The sequence below is a fragment of the Lelliottia sp. 489 genome (assembly GCF_050435885.1).
Classification (GTDB): Bacteria; Pseudomonadota; Gammaproteobacteria; order Enterobacterales; family Enterobacteriaceae; genus Enterobacter; species Enterobacter nimipressuralis.
The window spans coordinates 182,365-203,967 of record NZ_JBNDLC010000007.1 but is presented as its reverse complement, the minus strand read 5'-3'; the positions used below and the strand labels follow the sequence as shown (position 1 = coordinate 203,967).

21 protein-coding genes are annotated in these 21,603 nt (G+C 53.8%); 7 read left to right on the top strand and 14 right to left on the bottom strand.

Going from position 1 to position 21,603, the window contains the following annotated elements; genetic code table 11:
- Positions 1–2 precede the first annotated feature (2 nt).
- Entirely contained in the window at positions 3–1,142 is a 1,140-nt protein-coding gene (locus tag ABIE11_RS19105; protein WP_429185138.1) for an efflux RND transporter periplasmic adaptor subunit, read from the bottom strand.
- Between the two features lie 389 nt (positions 1,143–1,531).
- Between ABIE11_RS19105 and envR the strand changes: the two genes are divergently transcribed.
- Entirely contained in the window at positions 1,532–2,179 is a 648-nt protein-coding gene (gene envR, locus ABIE11_RS19100) for an acrEF/envCD operon transcriptional regulator (RefSeq protein ID WP_429185137.1), read from the top strand.
- Here the strand turns inward: envR and ABIE11_RS19095 are convergent.
- The 13 genes from ABIE11_RS19095 to ABIE11_RS19035 form a co-directional block, all read right to left on the bottom strand.
- Positions 2,174–4,258, bottom strand: a complete 2,085-nt coding sequence (locus ABIE11_RS19095) for a putative bifunctional diguanylate cyclase/phosphodiesterase (RefSeq protein ID WP_429185135.1) — start codon at positions 4,256–4,258, stop codon at positions 2,174–2,176. The two genes, envR and ABIE11_RS19095, sit on opposite strands and share 6 nt — an antisense overlap.
- A gap of 144 nt (positions 4,259–4,402) precedes the next feature.
- A complete protein-coding gene (locus ABIE11_RS19090; protein ID WP_100778674.1) occupies positions 4,403–4,567 on the bottom strand; it encodes a DUF2556 family protein in 165 nt (54 codons plus the stop codon).
- Between the two features lie 182 nt (positions 4,568–4,749).
- Positions 4,750–5,046, bottom strand: a complete 297-nt coding sequence (gene fis / locus ABIE11_RS19085; protein WP_000462905.1) for a DNA-binding transcriptional regulator Fis — start codon at positions 5,044–5,046, stop codon at positions 4,750–4,752.
- A gap of 25 nt (positions 5,047–5,071) precedes the next feature.
- Entirely contained in the window at positions 5,072–6,037 is a 966-nt protein-coding gene (gene dusB / locus ABIE11_RS19080; RefSeq protein ID WP_100778675.1) for a tRNA dihydrouridine synthase DusB, read from the bottom strand.
- Between the two features lie 575 nt (positions 6,038–6,612).
- Complete coding sequence (gene prmA, locus ABIE11_RS19075) at positions 6,613–7,494, bottom strand: 50S ribosomal protein L11 methyltransferase (protein ID WP_100778676.1); 882 nt, start codon at positions 7,492–7,494, stop codon at positions 6,613–6,615.
- 11 nt (positions 7,495–7,505) lie between these two features.
- On the bottom strand, positions 7,506–8,957 hold the full coding sequence (gene panF / locus ABIE11_RS19070) for a sodium/pantothenate symporter (RefSeq protein WP_100778677.1): 1,452 nt from the start codon (positions 8,955–8,957) through the stop codon (positions 7,506–7,508).
- On the bottom strand, positions 8,947–9,189 hold the full coding sequence (locus ABIE11_RS19065; RefSeq protein ID WP_102105524.1) for a YhdT family protein: 243 nt from the start codon (positions 9,187–9,189) through the stop codon (positions 8,947–8,949). The genes panF and ABIE11_RS19065 overlap by 11 nt, the downstream gene beginning before the upstream one ends.
- Before the next feature lie 109 nt (positions 9,190–9,298).
- Positions 9,299–10,648 carry an acetyl-CoA carboxylase biotin carboxylase subunit gene (gene accC, locus ABIE11_RS19060; protein WP_100778679.1) on the bottom strand — a complete coding sequence of 450 codons (1,350 nt, stop codon included), beginning with the start codon at positions 10,646–10,648 and terminating at the stop codon, positions 9,299–9,301.
- 10 nt (positions 10,649–10,658) lie between these two features.
- Positions 10,659–11,126 (bottom strand): acetyl-CoA carboxylase biotin carboxyl carrier protein, encoded by a 468-nt coding sequence (accB, locus tag ABIE11_RS19055; protein ID WP_100778680.1) that lies wholly within the window; start codon positions 11,124–11,126, stop codon positions 10,659–10,661.
- A gap of 21 nt (positions 11,127–11,147) precedes the next feature.
- Positions 11,148–11,600 (bottom strand): type II 3-dehydroquinate dehydratase, encoded by a 453-nt coding sequence (gene aroQ, locus ABIE11_RS19050; protein ID WP_100778681.1) that lies wholly within the window; start codon positions 11,598–11,600, stop codon positions 11,148–11,150.
- Between the two features lie 234 nt (positions 11,601–11,834).
- Entirely contained in the window at positions 11,835–12,434 is a 600-nt protein-coding gene (msrQ, locus tag ABIE11_RS19045) for a protein-methionine-sulfoxide reductase heme-binding subunit MsrQ (protein ID WP_100778682.1), read from the bottom strand.
- Positions 12,435–13,436: a protein-methionine-sulfoxide reductase catalytic subunit MsrP gene (gene msrP / locus ABIE11_RS19040; RefSeq protein ID WP_429185134.1), complete on the bottom strand. Its 1,002-nt coding sequence runs from the start codon at positions 13,434–13,436 to the stop codon at positions 12,435–12,437.
- A 77-nt stretch (positions 13,437–13,513) separates the two neighbouring features.
- Complete coding sequence (locus ABIE11_RS19035; RefSeq protein ID WP_129036306.1) at positions 13,514–14,488, bottom strand: MDR family oxidoreductase; 975 nt, start codon at positions 14,486–14,488, stop codon at positions 13,514–13,516.
- 194 nt (positions 14,489–14,682) lie between these two features.
- On the opposite strand from ABIE11_RS19035, the gene csrD reads away from it, so the two are divergent.
- The 6 genes from csrD (at position 14,683) to rng (ending at position 21,577) form a co-directional block, all read left to right on the top strand.
- Positions 14,683–16,623: an RNase E specificity factor CsrD gene (gene csrD / locus ABIE11_RS19030; protein WP_102105519.1), complete on the top strand. Its 1,941-nt coding sequence runs from the start codon at positions 14,683–14,685 to the stop codon at positions 16,621–16,623.
- Between the two features lie 283 nt (positions 16,624–16,906).
- A complete protein-coding gene (gene mreB, locus ABIE11_RS19025; protein ID WP_000913396.1) occupies positions 16,907–17,950 on the top strand; it encodes a rod shape-determining protein MreB in 1,044 nt (347 codons plus the stop codon).
- A 60-nt stretch (positions 17,951–18,010) separates the two neighbouring features.
- Positions 18,011–19,027, top strand: a complete 1,017-nt coding sequence (gene mreC / locus ABIE11_RS19020) for a rod shape-determining protein MreC (protein ID WP_100778686.1) — start codon at positions 18,011–18,013, stop codon at positions 19,025–19,027.
- On the top strand, positions 19,027–19,515 hold the full coding sequence (mreD, locus tag ABIE11_RS19015) for a rod shape-determining protein MreD (protein ID WP_095283628.1): 489 nt from the start codon (positions 19,027–19,029) through the stop codon (positions 19,513–19,515). Before mreC ends, mreD begins: the two co-directional genes overlap by 1 nt.
- A gap of 9 nt (positions 19,516–19,524) precedes the next feature.
- A complete protein-coding gene (locus tag ABIE11_RS19010; RefSeq protein ID WP_102105518.1) occupies positions 19,525–20,118 on the top strand; it encodes a Maf family protein in 594 nt (197 codons plus the stop codon).
- Complete coding sequence (gene rng / locus ABIE11_RS19005) at positions 20,108–21,577, top strand: ribonuclease G (protein WP_100778688.1); 1,470 nt, start codon at positions 20,108–20,110, stop codon at positions 21,575–21,577. The genes ABIE11_RS19010 and rng overlap by 11 nt, the downstream gene beginning before the upstream one ends.
- Positions 21,578–21,603 lie beyond the last annotated feature (26 nt).

The following is a 21,603-nucleotide window of genomic DNA, read 5'->3' as shown; positions in this document are numbered from 1 at the left end:
CCTTAACTGGCTTTCGTCGCGGCGGAATCAGGCGTGGCAACTACCGTGGCCCCAGGATGCACTTTTTGCAGGCCGCTGATGATGACGCGATCGCCCTCCTTCAACCCGTTCGTGATTAGCCAACGATCGCCAATGGCCTGAGGTGCCACCACGCTACGCGTTTCAACCTGTTCTTTGGCGTTCACGACCAGTACGGTGGCATCGCCACGAGGAGTACGCGTGACGCCTTGCTGTGGAACGAGAATGGCATTCGGCTGGACGCCTTCATCAATGCGGGCTCGCACAAACATGCCAGGTAGCAGCATATGTTTAGGATTCGGGAAAACCGCACGCAGGGTAATGGAGCCGGTGCTTTCGTCCACCGTGACATCAGAGAACTGCAGCGTACCTTTCTCGGCGTAAGGCTGGCCGTTTTCCATCAACAGCTGCACGCTGCTGGTGCCGTCACCTTTTTGCAGGCTGGACTGCTTCAGCTGCATAAAGTCATTGCTCGACTGGGTGACATCCACATAGATCGGATCGAGTTGCTGCACGGTTGCCAGTGCGGAAGCCTGGCCGTTTGTCACCAGAGCGCCTTCGGTGACGCTGGATTTCCCAATTCGTCCATTAATAGGGGATGACACTTTGGTATAGGCGAGATTGATACGTGCTGTTTCGACGCCCGCTTGCGCAGCCGTTACGCTGGCATCGGCCTGTCTGGCGTTGGCGACTGCCTGGTCATACTCTTGTCGGCTGACATATTGTGTGCCCACCAGAGGGACATAACGTTTCACGGTCAAATGGGCAATGTTTGCCGCCGCTTCAGCTTTCACCAGCTCGCCTTTCGCACTGTCATAGGCGGCCTGATAGGACGCCGGATCGATCTGATACAGGGAATCGCCCGCTTTCACATCGCTGCCTTCGACAAAGTTACGGCGCAAGATAATACCGCTCACCTGCGGGCGGACTTCAGCGACGCGAAACGCATCCGTGCGCCCTGGCAGCTCCGTGGTGACTGCCAGTGGCGCGCTTTTCACGACAAAGACAGTGACCTGGGGCACCTGCGCGCCTTGCTGCGCATTATCAGAACCATCACAGCCAGCAAGCAGTGCGGAGCAGACAATAAAACCGGATAAGGGTAAAAGCCTGAAGTGTTTCTTCATTACTGTTCCTTTAAAAACAATAAACTGATATTTGCCGTGAGGTTGTGAAAAGGATCGCGGGGCAAAGAGTCAGAAATCCAGCGCACATCATAATGAGGTACGTTGATGCTTTTTAATTTATAAGTGCGGCGAACAGGTTATTCAGATAAAAACCAGAGTCTGGCGTGGCGAATCAACGATATAGTAATGGTGCGAAGCACTCAGGTTTAAATATCATCCAGCGTTACTTATATAGTTTATGAATTTAATGATCTTAATTCATTCGTTGTAATTATTGATTAACGCAATTGACTTTTTTTGATCAGAATAAAATCCCCCGTTAGGGAATACTTCCGCGACGAGGTATTTCTGGTTACGTGGCAAACTGTTCAGGTAATGGGTAAGAGGCGATGGCGCGTAAAACGAAAGAAGATGCACAGAAAACGAGACAGCAGCTGATCGAAGCCGCCATTACCCAGTTTTCGACGCGCGGTGTGGCGAGCACCACGCTGACTGATATCGCAGATGCCGCAGGCGTAACCCGTGGCGCGGTTTACTGGCACTTCTCCAGCAAAGCGGAAATCTTCAATGCGGTCTGGGAGCAGCAAATACCCTTATGCGATTTAATTCATGATCAGCTTTCCTTGTCAGGGAATGACGACCCTTTATGTGTTCTGCGCGAAAAGTTTGTCGCGGCGTTGCAATATATTTCCCGAAGCCCCCGACAGCGTGCACTCTTACAAATTCTGTATCACAAATGTGAATTTAATAATGAAATGACATCAGAGTGCGAAATTCGTCAGCGCATTGGTTTTAATTATGAAAACGTCCGCGTGCTGCTGGAGAAAGGGATGGCGAATGGCATCATCTCTCCACTTATAAATATCGATATGACATTGATTGTTTTTCACGGTTTTTTTAGCGGATTAATTAAAAACTGGTTAATGAACAGTGAGAATTTCAATCTTTACCAGCAAGCTCCGGCGCTGGTGGACAATATTCTGGCGACACTCAATATGACTCGCACGTTACCGGAAAATTATTCTGTTGCCTCATGAAGGCAGGTAGTTTTTGACTTCATCGGCGTTGTTGCACAGATCCTCGACGGTCTGCGCCGTCACAGGTTTGCCTAACAGATATCCCTGAAGCGTATTACAGCCAAGCTCGGTGAGGAATTGCTGCTGGGCTTCCGTTTCCACGCCTTCAGCGACCACTTTCAGATTCAGCGTTTTCGCCAGCGCGACAATGGCGGAGACGATAGTGGCATCATCGCTTTTCCCGCTGAGATCTTTCACAAATGCGCGATCGATTTTCAGCTCGCAGGCGGGAAGCTGCTTCAGATAGAGCAGGCTCGAATAGCCGGTACCAAAATCATCGATAGAGGCTTTCACGCCTGCATTCGTCAGTTCCGTTAAGATCCTGACGCTCTCTTGCGGATTGTGCATCGCGGTGGTTTCTGTCACTTCCAGAATCAATGATTCTGGCGGCAAATGGTGCTGCGCCAGGCAGTCGAGCACGGTTTTAACCAGCGTGGGTTGTTCGAATTGAAGTGTAGACAGATTGACTGCCATAGACCACGCCTTATGCCCCTGAAGGTGCCACTCGCGCAGTTGACGGCAGGCTTCGTTGATCACCCAGTTTCCAATCGGGATGATAAGCCCGGTCTTTTCGGCCAGTGGCAGAAACATGTCGGGACTCAGCAGCCCCTGTTTCGGATGCTCCCAGCGCAGGAGGGCCTCAAAGCCCAGAATCGGCCCGGCCGGCGCGTGGAATTTCGGCTGATAGTGCAGGCGCAGCTCATCGCGATCGATCGCCAGCCACAGATCGTTCATCAGCTGTAAATGCGTCTGCGCCAGTGTGTTCATCGACGGCTGGAAAAAGTGATAACCGTTACGGCCCATATGTTTGGTGTGATACATCGCCGCGTCAGCGTTGAACATCAGCTCACGATCGGATTTTCCGTCGTGCGGATAGAGTGCAATACCGATACTGACGGTCACCACCAGCTCATAAGGATCGACGTTGAAAGGGCTGTCAATGGCGCGAACCAGCGCACTGGCAAGCGAAGCGGCATCATCCGGGCCACCGACTTCTGCGAGCAAAACAAACTCGTCGCCGCCGATGCGGGCGAGGGTGAACTGGCCTTTCAGCGGAAGCAGCAGCCGCTCGGTGACTGCGACTAATAGCTTATCACCCGTGTCATGGCCATAGGCATCGTTCACCGCTTTAAAACCATCCAGGTCCATAAACATCAGTGCGAAATGGGTCCCTTCGCGGTCGGCCTTGCTGATTGCCTGATCGAGACGGTCTTCCAGCAAAACGCGATTCGGTAAACGGGTCAGCGTATCGTGAAGCGCCAGTTGGGCCAGCTCACGATTGGCTTCTGCCAGGGATGAGGCCAGCAGAGCGGTTCGGGCCTGCAGGCGAGCATCGAGCATGGACACCAGCAACGTGATCCCAAGGATAGAGAGCGCAACTACGCTGACCAGCACGGCCAGCCAGCTGCCGTTTATTCCGTGGTGATGCATCTCAGTGGAGAGCGGGAATTGCGCCGCTTTCATTCCCGCGTAGTGCATACCCGCGATGGCAATGCCCATCGTTATCGCTGCACCCAGGCGCATCAGCGCGACCTGCGCGGCTTCATGGCGCAGCCGGAAGGTCAGCCACAGCGCCGCAAGTGAGGCCGCCAGCGCAATCACTACCGAGATCGCAATCCAGGTCTTGTCCCAGATAATGCCTGGGGTGACTTCCAGCGCGGCCATACCGGTGTAATGCATCGCCACGATGCCTGTGCCCATCACTAAAGCGCCCGGCAGCAGACGGCGTAACCGCAGCTGCTCGCCGCTGACCAGCCAAAGTGCAAACATCGACGAGCCGATAGCAATGAGCATTGAGAGCACCGTTAGCGTCGGGCTATAGCTCATGCGCATGGAGAGATCCATCGCCAGCATGCCAATGAAATGCATTGCCCACACGCCGATTCCCATCGCCACGCCGCCGCCCGCCAGCCACACGCGTGCAGCGATACCCTGGCTGCCCGCAACGCGTGCGGCCATGTTGAGCGCGGTATAGGCAGCAAGGATGGCAACAACGAAGGAGACGACAACGAGGATTTGGTTGTATTGGCTAACCAGCATGGTGGGTTTAACTCATTCTCAGTGAGAGGTTATGCGAAAGCGCCTGAAAGGGCAGTGACATTATCACCGGAACGGAATGACGAAAAGGGATTTAAATCCCCGTTTTTAATAGGTGATAAGGCGCTTTTTGATGATATTCGCAGCTTATTCCAGCTCTGAGCAGTTCACCAGTTTAAGCGGATTCACGGAATTCATATTGCGACACTTGTCGGTTTCGGTGCTCAGCAATTCGATCCACTGAATCAGCAGTGTATCAAAGAGGAAAACCGTGACAGCAAAGACAACCAGCCACCAGTATTTACGAATCATTGTGTCGTTCCGTGTTCAAGAAGAGGTCCAGTGAGGTGGGGGAAATATACACGAAAAGCGGGCGTTTAAAAGCGGGGTCACGCAAGGTTTACAAAGCCTTGACGGTTCAGATTGCGGCAATAAAAAAGGCGCATCCCCATGCCGAGTAGCGCCTTTTTAAACAAGCATTTAGCTAATCGAAATTAGTTCATGCCGTACTTTTTCAGCTTCTTACGAAGAGTACCACGGTTGATACCCATCATCAGGGCTGCGCGGGTTTGGTTACCGCGGGTGTATTGCATCACCATGTCCAACAGTGGCTGTTCAACTTCAGCCAATACCAGCTCATACAGATCATTAACATCTTGACCATTCAGTTGAGCAAAATAGTTCTTCAGTGCCTGTTTTACCGAGTCACGGAGGGGTTTTTGAGTTACCTGATCCTGAGAGTTAACGGTAGAAACGGTCAGTACGTCAGAATTTACGCGTTGTTCGAACATAGTTCTGTCAGCTCTTTATTTCTGTTTACGCAAAATTTTCGAAGTATGCCTCCAACGCCTCCAGCTGTACGCTGGCATCCTCTATGGCGTTGAATGTGCGCCGAAACTGGTCATTTGGAGCGTGCTCCTGGAGATACCAGGATACGTGTTTACGCGCAATTCGGTACCCTTTTGCCTGACCGTAAAAGTCATGCAGTTCCCGAATATGCGAACAAAGCAAGCGCTTAATCTCTGCCAGAGGCAGGGGAGCAAGCAACTCTCCAGTGTCCAGATAATGCTGGATTTCCCGAAAGATCCAGGGTCTTCCCTGAGCCGCACGTCCTATCATCAGAGCATCTGCCCCTGTATAGTCGAGCACAGCCCTGGCTTTAAGCGGGTCAGTTATGTCGCCATTCGCGATAATCGGAATGGAAACTTTCTGCTTAACTGCCCGAATGCTGTCATATTCCGCATTGCCGTTGAACAAACAGGCGCGAGTGCGTCCATGAATGGTCAGGGCCTGGATACCACAGTCTTCGGCCAGTTGGGCAATTTCTACACAGTTACGGTGTTCCGGCGCCCAACCAGTGCGAATTTTCAGCGTAACGGGAACGTCCACTGCGTTAACCACCCCCAACAAGATCGACTTCACCTGATCGGGGTATTGCAGAAGAGCTGAACCTGCCAGCTTGCGATTCACCTTCTTTGCCGGGCAACCCATATTGATATCAATAATTTGGGCGCCACTTTCAACGTTAATACGCGCGGCTTCCGCCATTTCTTCAGGATCGCTTCCGGCAATTTGCACGGTTCGAATACCTGGCTCGTCAATATGCACCATCCGAAGACGGGACTTGTCGCTTTCCCAAACCTGCGGGTTAGACGACATCATCTCGGAAACGGTTAATCCTGCTCCCATCTCGTAGCACAGCGTCCTGAAAGGCCGGTCAGTAATACCTGCCATAGGGGCTGCGATCAGGCGATTTCTAAGCTGGTAGTGTCCGATGCGCATGAGTTAAGAAATGACCATACTGTGACTGCAAGGCGGCGTATATTACGCATTTTTTGCACGAGATGAAAGGCCAAACTTTGAACAATCCGCTGTTACAGATCAAGGAATTGCTGCTCAGCAGGGTTGAAGGGAATTATTAATCATTTAAATCATTACGTTATGCCGTTACGGTTATTTTATGGGCGCTTACAATTTCCCGTAACTTCTCATCATTTCTGAATAAATGAATCACTTAATCGGGATAATCTGCTGTTTTAAGCAGCAGATTATCGGCCTTCTTTGCGATCTGCGTCTCATTTTAGAACATGATCGCAGTTTACCTGCAGAACATAATTTAACCGCAATGCGACCGTTGAGCGACTGTACCGGATGGGTATTTTCGTGATGCTCGTATGAGTGAACTTCAGCTACGTTGCTTAAGACGCCAGCAGGTGTGGTTCTTCGACAGAAGTTTATGCAGGTAAGTGTAGAAGCCCCATTTCACCGCTGACATGTCACCGGCTAACCACTGTAATGCTGGGGGGAGAGAGAGCGCAGAAACGGCGTGGGAAGAGACCCACGCCGGAAAGGCAGAATTACTTTTTGCTGCCAGTGATGCGGCACCACTCTTCTTTCTCGACGACAGGATCAAGAGTAAAGAGATCGGCGTAGGCTTCGCATACGCTTTCAGCCTGGCTTGCCAGAATACCGGACAGACCCAGCAGACCGCCCTCAACGGGCAGCACGCTGATTAACGGTGCCAGTTCACGTAACGGGCCTGCCAGGATGTTCGCGACCACCACATCGGCTTTCATGACCTCTGGCTGGCTATCCGGTAGATACAGCTCCAGACGATCGGAAACACCATTGCGCTGCGCGTTATCGCGGCTGGCCTGGATCGCCTGCGGATCGATGTCGATCCCGATAGCTTTGGCAGCGCCCAGCTTCAGTGCCGCAATCGCCAGGATCCCGGAGCCACAACCGAAGTCGATCACGGTTTTGCCTTCCAGATCCAGCCCATCAAGCCATTGCAGGCACAGGGAGGTGGTCGGGTGGGTGCCGGTACCAAACGCCAGGCCCGGGTCGAGCATTACGTTCACGGCGTTCGCGTCAGGCACATCGCGCCAGCTAGGGCAGATCCACAGACGTTTACCGAACTGCATCGGGTGGAAGTTATCCATCCACTCGCGCTCCCAGTCTTTATCTTCCAGCTGCTCGATTTTATGCACAAACCCAACGCCCAGCAGCGGGTGATTTTCCAGGATCGCCACGACCTCTTTCATGTCAGTTTCGGCATCGAACAGACCAATGACATCGGTATCGCCCCACAGACGGGTTTCGCCTGGCAGCGGCTCAAACACCGGCGTGTCATGCGTGTCCTGGAAAGTAATGGAAACTGAACCCGCTTCCATTAACGCGTCGCTCAGTTCTTCGGCATTGGCACCGGTTGTGTTCAGTTTTAGTTGGATCCACGGCATGGCAAAACTCTTTATTTATCAGTAGAAATGACGGCGGCCTGTGGGACGGGCTGACCAAAACGGTTCCCCACCACAAACGCCAGCAAACTTAACAGTAACGAAGGCACAATCGGATGGAAGCCCAGGTACTGAATCTTAAAGGTGGCGAGTACCGCGTAGAGTACGCCACCGACAATCATCCCGCTCAGCGCGCCCGCAGCATTCGCGCGCTCCCAGTACAAGCCCAGCACCAGCGGCCACAGGAACACCGCTTCCAGCCCGCCGAATGCCAGCAGGTTCAGCCAGATGATCATCTCCGGTGGACGCCAGGCGGCCAGCATCATCAGAATGCCGAGTACCAGCGTGGTCCAGGTCGAAATGCGCTTCAGGCGATGCTCATTACGCATTTTAGTCGGCGTCGCGCTGAGCCACAGATCTTTGATGATTGTTGCCGAGGCCTGCAGCAGGTGCGCATTAACGTTCGACATGATCGCTGCCATCGGCGCGGCAAGGAACAGCCCGGCAGCCCATGGCGGCAAGACCTGCACCATTAATGTCGGAATGACCTGATCCGGCACGGTCAGATGCGGAAGAATGGCGCGGCCTAAAGCCCCCGCCAGATGCATTCCCAGCATTAACAGCGACACCACGATTGTGCCGATTATAATCCCGCGATGCACCGCTTTGCTGTCTTTATAGGAGATACAACGCACCGCCGTGTGGGGCAGACCGATGACGCCAAAGCAGACCAGTACCCAGAACGAGGTCATAAACGCCGGGGTCAGAATATCGTCGGCCCCGTGCGGGCTGACCAGTTTAGGGTCAATCTGCTCCAGGGTTTCAACGGCATTGTGCAAACCGCCCGCTGCATAGATCACACCAACCAGCAGCACCAGGGTGCCAATCAGCATCACCATGCCTTGCATGGTGTCATTCAGCACGCTGGCACGGAAGCCGCCAAACGCGGTATAGAGCGCGATGGTAATTCCGAAGATCAACAGGCCATTTTCATATTTGATTCCCGCCGCCGTTTCCAGCAACCGCGCGCCGCCAATAAACTGCACGGCGATCGCACCGACGAAGGCGACCAGCAAACTGACGCTGGCGATCCAGACTACAGCCCGGTTCTGATACCGCGCCTGGAGCATATCATTGAGGGTAATGGCGTTATAGCGTCGGGCGAGAATGGCGAATTTCTTGCCCAGAATCCCGAGCGACAGCCAGATCGTCGGCACCTGAATCATCGCCAGCAGCACCCAGCCGAGACCATATTTGTACGCCGCACCTGGCCCGCCGATAAATGAGCTGGCACTGACATAGGTGGCGGTCAGCGTCATCGCCAGGACAAAACCGCCCATCGAGCGGCTTCCCAGGAAATATTCACTGAGGAACGAACCGGTGCTGCGCTTGCGCATGGCGTAGGCGGAGAGGCCAAACACAATAAAGAGATAGATAACCAGAACGGCGATGATTTCAGTTTGCATCGCTATCCTCCAGAGAGATATCGCGGAAGATAAAACGCACCATCAGCCAGCACAGCAGCGTAAATACCAGAGGCAACAGCAGACAGGCCATTTCAAACCAGTGCGGCAGGCCGGTAATTCCGGGAGCCGAACCAGGTAAGTAAGCAGTTACTAACCATGCAGCGAGATAGAGAAGGGTCAGCCACAGCGCCCAGCGCGCTTCTTTATGGGCTTGAACAAAACGCTTGTCCATTTTAAGTCCCTTGTGGATGAAGAAAGCGGGGATTGTACATGATGGGACACAGGCGATCCCCAGAAATAAAAAAGGCCGGAATATCCGGCCTTTTAACGCGTATGCGGTCTTACTTTTCGTGAAGGCCGAGTTTTTTCTCCAGATAGTGGATGTTCGTTCCACCATTCTGGAAGTTCTCGTCGTTCATGATACGAACCTGCAGATCAACGTTGGTTTTGATACCGTCGATGATCAGTTCCTGCAGGGCGTTCTTCATGCGGGCAATCGCCACGTCACGGTTTTCGCCGTAGCAGATCAGTTTGCCGATCATTGAGTCATAGTACGGCGGTACAGTGTAGCCCGCGTAGATATGAGATTCCCAACGCACACCAAAGCCACCCGGCGCGTGGAAACGCGTGATTTTACCCGGGCTCGGCAGGAAGGTGTTCGGGTCTTCGGCGTTAATACGGCACTCGACCGCATGGCCTTTCACCACAACTTCTTCCTGCTTAATGGACAGCGGTTGACCCGCAGCGATACGCAGCTGCTCTTTGATCAGGTCAACGCCGGTAATCATTTCGGTAACCGGGTGTTCAACCTGAATACGGGTGTTCATTTCGATGAAATAGAACTCGCCGTTTTCGAACAGGAATTCGAACGTACCTGCACCGCGATAGCCGATATCGACACACGCCTTGGCGCAACGCTCACCGATGTAGCGACGCAGTTCCGGAGTAATGCCCGGTGCTGGTGCTTCTTCGACGACTTTCTGGTGACGACGCTGCATGGAGCAGTCACGTTCAGCCAGATAGATTGCGTTACCCTGACCGTCAGCCAGCACCTGAATTTCGATGTGGCGTGGGTTTTCCAGGTATTTTTCCATGTAAACCATGTCATTGCTGAACGCAGCTTTCGCTTCAGCTTTGGTCATGGAGATGGATTGTGCCAGGTCTGCATCGCTGCGTACAACGCGCATACCACGACCGCCGCCGCCGCCGGACGCTTTGATGATAACCGGATAGCCAATGCGTTTAGCATGTGCACGGTTAGCATCCATATCGTCGCCCAGAGGGCCGTCGGAGCCTGGTACCGTTGGAACGCCTGCTTTCTTCATGGCGGTGATTGCGGACACTTTGTCGCCCATCAGGCGAATAGTGTCAGCTTTCGGGCCGATAAAGATAAAGCCAGAGCGCTCAACCTGCTCAGCAAAGTTGGCGTTCTCAGAGAGGAAGCCATAACCCGGATGGATTGCCACCGCGCCGGTGATTTCAGCGGCGCTGATGATTGCCGGGATATTCAGATAACTTTTTACGGACGGAGCCGGGCCAATACAGACCGTCTCATCCGCCAGTAATACGTGTTTTAAATCGCGATCCGCGCTTGAGTGCACAGCGACGGTCTTGATGCCCAGTTCTTTACAGGCACGAAGGATACGCAGTGCAATCTCGCCACGGTTGGCGATGACAATTTTATCCAGCATGTTCGCCTCGTTACTCGATGACGACCAGCGGCTCGTCAAATTCTACCGGCTGACCACTTTCGACCAGAATCGCTTTAACAACGCCTGACTTGTCGGCTTCGATCTGGTTCATCATTTTCATGGCTTCAACGATACACAGGGTATCGCCTGCATTGACTTTCTGACCCACTTCGCAGAACGCTTTAGCGTCCGGGCTTGGCGTGCGGTAGAAAGTACCAACCATCGGGGAACGTACGATGTGACCACTGATTTCTGCGGCTGCTGCAGCCGGCGCTTCTGCTGCCGGGGCAACTGCGTTAGACAGAGCAGGCTGCTGCTGCATCACAGGTGCAGCATAAGCCTGCTGCATGACCGGGAAGCTAGCGGCTGGCGCTGCACGGCTGATGCGTACAGACTCTTCGCCTTCAGAAATTTCCAGTTCGGAGATGCCTGATTCTTCAACCAGCTCGATCAGTTTTTTAATCTTACGAATATCCATGAGTGGGTTCCGTACTCTTGTTTAGTGTGATTGTGACAGGCGTTTTACCGCTGTCTGTAAAGCGTATGAATAACCGTCAGCACCCAGTCCGCAGATAACGCCAGCAGCGATATCCGACAGATACGAATGGTGGCGGAACGGCTCTCGGGCATGCACATTGCTCAGGTGGATCTCGATAAACGGGATGCTTACCGCAAGCAGTGCGTCGCGGATAGCAACACTGGTGTGCGTAAACGCGGCCGGATTAATCAGGATATAGTCCACAGTGTCTTTAGCCTGATGAATACGGTCGATGAGTGCGTACTCCGCATTAGACTGAAAATGGTCAAGACTCACGTTAAGCGCAGCTGCTTCCGTCCCAAGACGGTTAACAATTTCGCTTAATGTCAGCGTGCCGTACTTCTCGGGTTCGCGGGTACCGAGCATGTTCAGGTTCGGTCCGTTCAAAACTAAGATGTGCAACTTTCCAGTCATTGTGCCGCTATCTCCTGCGATTCTCGGGTAAAAAACAAAATATACCTTCGATGCGCAATTGTCACCCTTTCAGGGGATGAAAAACCCCTCCAGGAAAACCAAGGTCGCACATTATAACGATTTCGTAGCATTTAGCAGCTAAATACTGGTCTTATCAGGGAAGATTATCAACCGCAATTGATAAAAGAAGCGCGGTTGATAAGTAATCTGCGGGAATACGCACAGTTTCGCGAACTATCGCCACCACTGGCGGAACTTCTTGTAGCGCCATATCAGCAGCGCCAGAGCCAGCAGCGCGTAGATAATAGGCTGAGGGGATAAAATCTTCACCGACCACAGATAATGTATCGGGGCCAGGATCGCCACAAGATAGACGAAGTTATGCAAAAGTTGCCAGCGTCGACCCAGTTTTCGCTGTGCGTACTGCGTCGACGTGAGCGTCAGCGCCAGTAAAATCACCCAGCTGATAATCCCTAACGTCAGATACGGACGCGATACCAGCTCGCTGCCTAACAATGCCAGATTATTAATGCCCAGCTCCAGCAACGTGTAGCTGGTGAGATGGACCGTCGCCCAGGCAAAACACCATAGCCCCAAAAGGCGTCGTGTTCGTATCAATAATGGCTGTTTAGCGTAGCGCGCCAGTGGGGAAACCAGCAAGGTTGCCAGCAAAAATTTCAGAGCCATCCTACCGGTAAAGTGTTGAATATCTTTGGCCGGATCGGCGCTGAAATAGCCCTGACTGGCTGCCCAGAACAGCCATATAAAAGGAAGCAAACCGGCCAGATGCAACAGCACTTTTAGCCAGGTGATCTGTTTTACGGTTAAGCGCACTTAAAAATTCTCCCGCAAGTCCAGCCCGCGATAGAGTGAGGCCACTTCGTCGGCATAGCCATTGAACAGCAGCGTTGGCTGGCGTTTCACGTCCAGCGCGCCGCCGGAACCGATAAAGCGCTCGGTCGCTTGCGACCAGCGCGGATGATCGACGTGCGGGTTAACGTTCGCGAAAAAGCCATATTCGCCCGGCGCGGCAAGGTTCCAGGTGGTCGGCGGGCGCTCTTTGGTGAGCTTAATGCTGACAATCGATTTAATCCCTTTAAAGCCATATTTCCATGGCACCGTTAAACGGATGGGGGCACCGTTTTGCGGCGGCAGCGCTTTGCCATATACCCCGACGGTCAGCAGCGTCAGCGGATGCATGGCCTCGTCGAGGCGCAGCCCTTCAACATACGGATACTCCAGCCCGCCACCGATAAAGCGGTCTTTTTGCCCTGGCATTTGCTCTGGTGAGTAAAGCGTCTGGAAAGCGACATATTTGGCATCGCTAGTGGGCTCGGCCATCGCCAGCAGTTTGTGCAGCGGGAAACCGATCCACGGCACCACCATCGACCACGCCTCAACGCAACGCATCCGGTAAATGCGCTCCTCAAGGGGGAAACGGGTCGTGAGATCGTGATGGTCAAAAGTGAGCGGTTTGGCGACTTCGCCCTCAATTTTGAAGGTCCAGGGATCGGTTTTCATGCTCCCGGCATTGGCGGCGGGATCGGCTTTATCGAGGCCAAACTCATAGAAATTGTTATAGCCCGTCACTTTATCTTCCGGCGTCAGCGCGAGTTTATTCTGCCACTGTGCGGGTTTGGTAAAAGTTAGCGGCTGGCCAGAGGGGGCTTTTGGACGATCGTTACCCTTGAACCAGTCAAGCAGGTCGGCATGGGCGTTGGGGGTGAGGGTTAGGGCGGTAGCGCTGATACCGAGCATCTTCAGGATCTGGCGGCGCTGTAGCATAAAGACAGATTCGGCCGTTACATCGGCTTCCGTCAGTTTTCTGTTTTTCATGGCATCCTCCGGCATGCATTTTTCTAAGCATGACGGAGGAGTCGGGTTATCGCGAATATGTCACGAAAATTTGAAGATTAAGCAATTTTCACCAGCGCCCGGCCCTGGAAATGGTTGCTAATGATTTTTTCGGCATACTCCGGTGCCTGATCAAGCGTAATTTCGGTGGCGCTCTGGCTGAAGAAGGACTCCGGCAAATCACGCACCAGACGTTCCCATGCCTGCGTGCGGCGCGCCGCTGGCGTCATCACGGAATCCACGCCCTGCAGACGCACATTACGTAAAATAAATGGCATCACGGTTGTTGGCAGCGCAAAACCACCCGCCAGACCGCAGGCCGCCACGCATCCGCCGTAATTCATCTGTGCCAGCAGTTTTGCCAGCACTTTATCGCCCACGGTATCCACCGCACCCGCCCAGACCTGTTTTTCCAGTGGACGGGTTTCGCTGAACTCTTCGCGTCCCAGAATACGGTTTGCGCCCAGTGAACGCAGGTAATCATGTGTGCTTTCGCGCCCGGTAACAGCAGCAACCTGATATCCGAGTTTGTGCAGCAGGGTCACTGCGGTACTGCCCACGCCACCGCTGGCGCCGGTCACGACCACTTCACCGGAGTCCGGGCGAACGCCAGCCTCTTCCAGCGCCATCACGCACAGCATCGCGGTGAAACCGGCGGTGCCGATGATCATCGCTTTGCGGCCATCGAGACCTTTTGGCATCGGCACCAGCCAGTCGCCGTTGACGCGCGCCTGCGTGGAGAGGCCGCCCCAGTGGTTTTCCCCCACGCCCCAGCCGGTCAACAGCACCTGCTGTCCTGGGTGAAAGCGCGGATCTTCGCTGGAATGCACGTGGCCTGCGAAATCAATTCCCGGAATCATCGGAAAATTGCGGATAATTTTCCCGGTGCCCGTGATGGCGAGAGCATCCTTATAGTTCAGGCTGGACCAGTCGATATCCACAGTCACGTTCCCCTCCGGGAGACGGTTTTCCTCAACGGATTGAACCGACGCCAGAGTTTTGCCGTCTTGCTGTTCTAAGATCAAAGCCTGCATACAGATGTCCTCACTAAGCATGATGATTGGAAAATAATTTCTGAAGACTATACTCGCTCATTGAAACGCTATGCCGATTTAACGCAATAAATTGCCAGATAGACCAGGTTTGGTAGTATCCCCCTGCTAAACGCAAGTTAGCACTTACTTGCACTTTAACTGCCTCCCCATCAACCAACGGAGTGATCTCAAGGATGCGATTAACGACGAAATTTTCAGCTTTTATTACGCTGCTGACGGGGCTGACTATCTTCGTCACCCTGATGGGGTGCTCGCTAAGCTTTTATAATGCCATTCAGGACAAACTGACCAACCGCGTGCAGTCCGTGGCTTCGGTCATTGATTCGCGACTGGTCACGTCAACATTGCCCGCGCTGTCTCAGCAACTGGATGAGCTGATGGTGCCGGTGGATATTGTACACATCGACATTCTACAGGGTAGCAAAGTCCTCCTGAGCCACGCGCGTCAGAGCAGCTATCGCCCAGCCGGGACGCTGGCACAATACCGCGAGATGACGATTCACTCCCTGAAAAGCCCAGGTGTGACCATCAGGCTGGTCTATCAGGACCCGATGGCGAACTATTTCCGTTCGCTGATGACCACTGCACCGCTCACCGTTGCGGTGGGTTTTATTGTTGTGCTGATTTTTCTGGCGGTGCGCTGGCTTCGACGCCAGCTTTCCGGACAGGAACTCCTGGAATCGCGATCTGTACGTATTTTAAACGGTGAACGAGGTGCTAAGGTGCGCGGGTCTGTTTATGAATGGCCGTCGCGGACCAGCAGTGCGCTGGATGTGTTGCTTTCAGAAATCCAGTTCGCCAGCGATCAGCGCAGCCGTATGGATACGCTGATTCGGTCCTACGCCGCCCAGGACAATAAAACCGGGCTGAATAACCGCCTTTTCTTTGATAATCAACTGGCCACGCTGCTGGAAGATACCGAAAAGGTGGGTACTCACGGGGTGGTGATGGTTATCCGTCTGCCCGATTTCGATCTGTTACGCGATACCTGGGGCCGCTCGGTGGCGGAAGAGCATCTCTTTACGCTCATCAATTTGTTATCGACCTTTATTATGCGTTATCCCGGTGCGCTGCTGGCGCGCTACCACCGCAGTGATTTTGCCGTGTTGCTGCCGCACCGGACGCTGAAAGAATCGGAAAGCATCGCCAGTCAGTTGCTGAAAGCGGTCGATGCGCTGCCGCCAACCAAAATGCTCGACCGGGATGACATGGTTCATATCGGCATTTGCGCCTGGCGAGGCGGCCAGCAAACTCAACAGGTGATGGAACATGCCGAAGCGGCCACGCGTAACGCGGTGCTGCAGGGGGCGAATGGCTGGGCGGTTTACGATGATTCTCTGCCGGAAAAAGGGCGCGGCAACGTGCGCTGGCGTACGCTCATTGAACAGATGCTGAGCCGCGGCGGGCCACGAATTTATCAAAAACCTGCCGTGCTGCGTAACGGCCAGGTGCATCACCGCGAGTTACTTTGCCGTATCTTCGACGGCTCGGAAGAGGTTGTCTCCGCCGAATATCTGCCGATGGTGCTGCAGTTTGGTCTGTCGGAAGAGTACGACCGGCAGCAAATTACGCGTCTTATTCCATTTTTATCTTTCTGGCCGGAGGAAAATCTGGCATTACAGGTAACGGTAGAATCGCTGATTCGCCCGCGTTTTCAGCGCTGGCTGCGTGATGTGCTGATGCAATGTGAAAAATCGCAGCGGAAACGTATTATTTTTGAACTTGCAGAGGCAGATGTTTGTCAACATATCAGCCGTTTACAGCCGGTCGTCCGTTTGATGAATGCACTCGGTGCTCGCGTGGCAGTCACTCAGGCGGGTTTAACGCTGGTCAGTACCAGTTGGATCAAGGAGCTGGATGTGGAGCTGTTAAAGCTGCATCCGGGGCTGGTCAGGAATATTGAAAAGCGCACGGAAAACCAGCTGCTGGTACAGAGTCTGGTGGAAGCGTGCAAGGGAACGCAAACGCAAGTCTTCGCCACTGGCATACGTTCACGCAGCGAATGGCAGATGTTGACGGAGCGCGGTGTCGCGGGTGGTCAGGGGGATTTTATTGCTACCTCTCAGCCGCTTGACAGCAATGTGAAAAAATATTTGCAAAGATACTCTGTTTGACCTGCCGTTTAATTTGTTTTCACGTAGAATATCGCGCCTGTAGCTTTGAGTATGACGAGCAAAACGCCAGTCGTTTACCTGGACGGGTTACAAATGAAAGCGAGTGACGCAGCTGTTAACTCAGCCCTGATGGAGTCAGGAAATAAATTTGTAACATAAGGAAACGTGCTGCACTAATTTTCACCGTAGCAGATGATTTTTGCGCCTTGTCGCTGCTACGTGTGGTTGGTAAAGTAAGCGGATTTTAATTTTTCCGCCCCAGCTTTCAGGATTATCCCTTAGTATGTTGAAAAAATTTCGTGGCATGTTTTCCAATGACCTGTCCATTGACCTGGGTACCGCGAATACCCTGATTTATGTAAAAGGACAAGGCATCGTATTGAATGAGCCTTCCGTTGTGGCCATTCGTCAGGATCGTGCCGGCTCCCCGAAAAGCGTGGCAGCCGTAGGACACGATGCGAAGCAGATGCTGGGTCGTACCCCTGGCAACATCGCCGCGATCCGCCCAATGAAAGACGGCGTTATCGCTGACTTCTTCGTGACTGAAAAAATGCTTCAGCACTTCATCAAGCAGGTTCACAGCAACAGCTTCATGCGCCCAAGTCCGCGCGTGCTGGTCTGTGTGCCAGTCGGTGCAACTCAGGTTGAACGCCGTGCGATCCGTGAATCCGCTCAGGGCGCAGGTGCGCGCGAAGTCTTCCTGATCGAAGAGCCGATGGCTGCTGCAATTGGTGCGGGTCTGCCGGTTTCTGAAGCAACAGGTTCCATGGTGGTGGATATCGGTGGTGGTACCACTGAAGTGGCCGTCATCTCTCTGAACGGTGTGGTTTACTCCTCTTCCGTGCGTATCGGCGGTGACCGTTTTGATGAAGCCATCATTAATTATGTGCGCCGTAACTACGGCTCTCTGATCGGTGAAGCCACCGCAGAGCGTATTAAGCACGAGATCGGTTCTGCTTACCCTGGCGACGAAGTCCGCGAAATCGAAGTTCGTGGCCGTAACCTGGCTGAAGGCGTTCCGCGTGGCTTTACCCTGAACTCCAACGAAATCCTCGAAGCGCTGCAAGAGCCGCTGACCGGTATCGTGAGCGCGGTGATGGTTGCGCTGGAACAGTGCCCACCAGAACTGGCTTCCGACATCTCAGAGCGCGGTATGGTTCTGACCGGTGGTGGCGCGCTGCTGCGTAACCTCGACCGCCTGTTAATGGAAGAGACAGGTATTCCTGTCGTAGTTGCAGAAGATCCACTGACTTGCGTAGCCCGTGGTGGCGGCAAGGCGCTGGAAATGATCGACATGCACGGCGGCGACTTGTTCAGCGAAGAGTAGTCGGTTTGAGAGGGTAGCGAAGGCTACCCTTTCTCTCTGACACGAGAATACGCATAGCCTATGAAGCCAATTTTTAGCCGTGGCCCGTCGCTGCAGTTTCGCCTGATCCTGGGGGTGCTGGTAGCGCTTGGAGTCATCATCGCCGATAGCCGCCTCGGTATGTTCAGCCAGATCCGAACATACATGGATACCGCCGTCAGTCCTTTCTACTTTGTATCAAATGGTCCCCGTGAATTACTCGACAGTGTTTCTCAAACCTTGTCATCACGCGACCAACTCGAGCTTGAAAACCGTGCATTGCGCCAGGAATTGCTGCTGAAAAACAGCGAGCTGCTGATGCTGGGTCAGTATCGCCAGGAAAACGCCCGTCTGCGTGAGCTGCTGGGATCGCCGCTGCGTCAGGACGAGCAGAAAATGGTGACTCAGGTGATCTCCACCGTTAACGATCCGTACAGCGATCAGGTGGTCATCGACAAAGGCAGCGTGAACGGTGTTTACGAAGGCCAGCCGGTCATCAGTGATAAAGGCGTTGTGGGCCAGGTGGTTGCTGTTGCTAAGCTCACCAGCCGCGTTTTATTGATCTGTGATGCCACCCATGCGCTGCCGATTCAGGTACTGCGTAATGATATCCGTATTATTGCGGCCGGTAACGGCTGTACGGACGATTTGCAGCTGGAGCATCTGCCAGCCAACACCGATATTCGTGTGGGGGATGTTCTGGTCACCTCCGGTCTCGGCGGGCGTTTCCCTGAAGGTTACCCGGTGGCGGTTGTCTCGTCGGTGAAACTGGATACGCAACGTGCGTATACGGTGATTCAGGCTCGTCCAACTGCGGGCTTACAGCGTCTGCGCTATTTGCTGTTACTGTGGGGCGCCGATCGTAATGGTATCAACCCGATGACGCCAGAAGAGGTGCATCGCGTGGCCAATGAACGCTTAATGCAGATGATGCCGCAGGTTCTGCCTGCGCCGGATTCCATGGGGCCGCCTGCGCCAGTGCCTGCACCTGCTACGGGTTTAACGCAGCCTCCTCCGGATGCACCGCTGCCGCCACAAATCTCCTCGGGAGGGCAGTAGTGGCGAGCTATCGTAGCCAGGGACGCTGGGTAATCTGGCTCTCGTTCTTCATCGCGTTATTACTGCAAGTCATGCCCTGGCCGGACGACATTCTCGTTTTCCGGCCAAACTGGGTGCTGCTCATTTTACTCTACTGGACCCTCGCCCTGCCGCACCGCGTAAATGTGGGCACGGGTTTTGTGATGGGTGCCATACTGGATCTCATCAGTGGCTCAACGCTCGGCGTGCGCGCCCTGTCGATGAGTATTATTGCGTACCTCGTCGCACTGAAATTCCAGCTTTTCCGTAACCTCGCGCTCTGGCAACAGGCGTTGGTGGTGATGTTGTTATCCCTCGCCGCGGATATCATTGTTTTCTGGGCTGAGTTTTTAGTGATCAACGTCTCTTTCCGACCGGAAGTGTTCTGGAGTAGTGTAGTAAACGGTGTGCTCTGGCCGTGGCTGTTCCTGCTGATGCGTAAAGTTCGCCAGCAGTTTGCCGTGCAATAAAAGGTTTCTATGACGTCTTTATTTCTTGCCTCTGGTTCCCCGCGTCGTCAGGAGTTACTCACTCAACTGGGTGTCTCTTTTGAACGTATCGTCACCGGTATTGAAGAAAAACGGGGCGATGGCGAAAGCGCGCAGCAGTATGTGTCTCGTCTGGCCCGGGAAAAAGCCTTGGCTGGTGTGGCGCAAACCCCGCGTGATTTGCCGGTGCTGGGGGCAGATACCATCGTGATTCTCAACGGTGAAGTGCTCGAGAAACCGCGTGACGGTGAACATGCGGCGCAAATGCTGCGCAAATTATCCGGACAAACGCATCAGGTGATGACGGCGGTTGCACTGGCAGACAGCCAGCAGGTGCTGGATTGTCTGGTGGTCACGGATGTCACGTTCAGAGTGCTTACCGATGAGGAAATCGCCGGTTATATCGCCAGCGGTGAACCTATGGATAAAGCAGGTGCATACGGTATTCAGGGGCTGGGTGGCTGTTTCGTCAGGAAGATTAATGGCAGCTATCACGCCGTAGTCGGCTTACCGCTGGTGGAAACGTATGAGTTGCTGAGCAATTTTAACTCACTGCGTGAGGGAAGGGATAATTATGACGGCTGAATTGTTGGTAAACGTAACGCCATCGGAAACCCGAGTGGCCTATATTGATGGCGGCATTCTTCAGGAAATTCATATTGAGCGCGAAGCGCGACGCGGAATAGTAGGCAATATCTACAAAGGTCGTGTCAGTCGTGTACTACCGGGTATGCAGGCGGCATTTGTAGATATTGGCCTTGATAAAGCAGCGTTCTTGCACGCCTCGGATATCATGCCGCACACCGAATGTGTCGCGGGTGAAGAGCAAAAGCAGTTTACCGTTCGCGACATCTCCGAGCTGGTTCGCCAGGGGCAGGATTTGATGGTCCAGGTGGTGAAAGATCCCCTCGGTACCAAAGGCGCCCGTCTGACGACCGACATCACTTTACCTTCTCGCTACCTGGTCTTTATGCCGGGCGCTTCACACGTCGGCGTTTCTCAGCGTATCGAAAGTGAAAGCGAGCGCGAACGCCTGAAAAAGGTGGTTGGCGCTTACTGCGACGAGCAGGGCGGTTTTATTATCCGTACCGCGGCAGAAGGGATCAGCGAAGACGATCTGGCCTCCGATGCGGCGTACCTGAAACGCGTCTGGACCAAAGTCATGGAGCGTAAAAAACGCAACCAGACCCGCTATCAACTGTACGGCGAGCTGGCACTGGCCCAGCGCGTGTTGCGCGATTTCGCTGATGCGCAGCTCGATCGCATCCGCGTGGATTCGCGTCTGACCTACGACGCGCTGCTGGAATTCACCGCCGAATACATCCCAGAGATGCCTGGCCTGCTGGAGCATTACACCGGCCGCCAGCCGATCTTTGATCTCTTTGACGTCGAGAACGAAATCCAGCGCGCGCTGGAGCGCAAAGTGGAGCTGAAATCCGGCGGCTATCTGATCATCGATCAGACGGAAGCGATGACCACAGTGGATATCAACACGGGGGCATTTGTCGGTCACCGCAATCTCGACGACACCATCTTTAACACCAACATCGAAGCGACGCAGGCCATCGCGCGTCAGCTGCGTCTGCGCAATCTTGGCGGCATTATCATCATCGATTTTATCGATATGAATAATGAAGATCACCGCCGCCGCGTGCTGCACTCTCTGGAGCAGGCGCTAAGCAAAGATCGGGTGAAAACCAGTATCAACGGTTTCTCTCAGCTCGGCCTGGTGGAGATGACCCGCAAGCGCACGCGCGAAAGCGTTGAACATGTGCTGTGCAACGAATGCCCAACCTGCCACGGACGCGGCACGGTAAAGTCCGTGGAGACGGTGTGCTACGAAATCATGCGTGAAATTGTCCGCGTCCATCACGCCTACGACTCCGACCGTTTTCTGGTCTATGCTTCCCCTGCGGTGGCAGAAGCACTGAAAGGCGAAGAGTCGCACGCGCTGGCGGAAGTGGAAATCTTTGTCGGCAAACAGGTAAAAGTACAAATCGAACCACTCTATAACCAGCAGCAGTTTGACGTGGTGATGATGTAAGAGGCAGCAATGCTGCAAGAGAACGG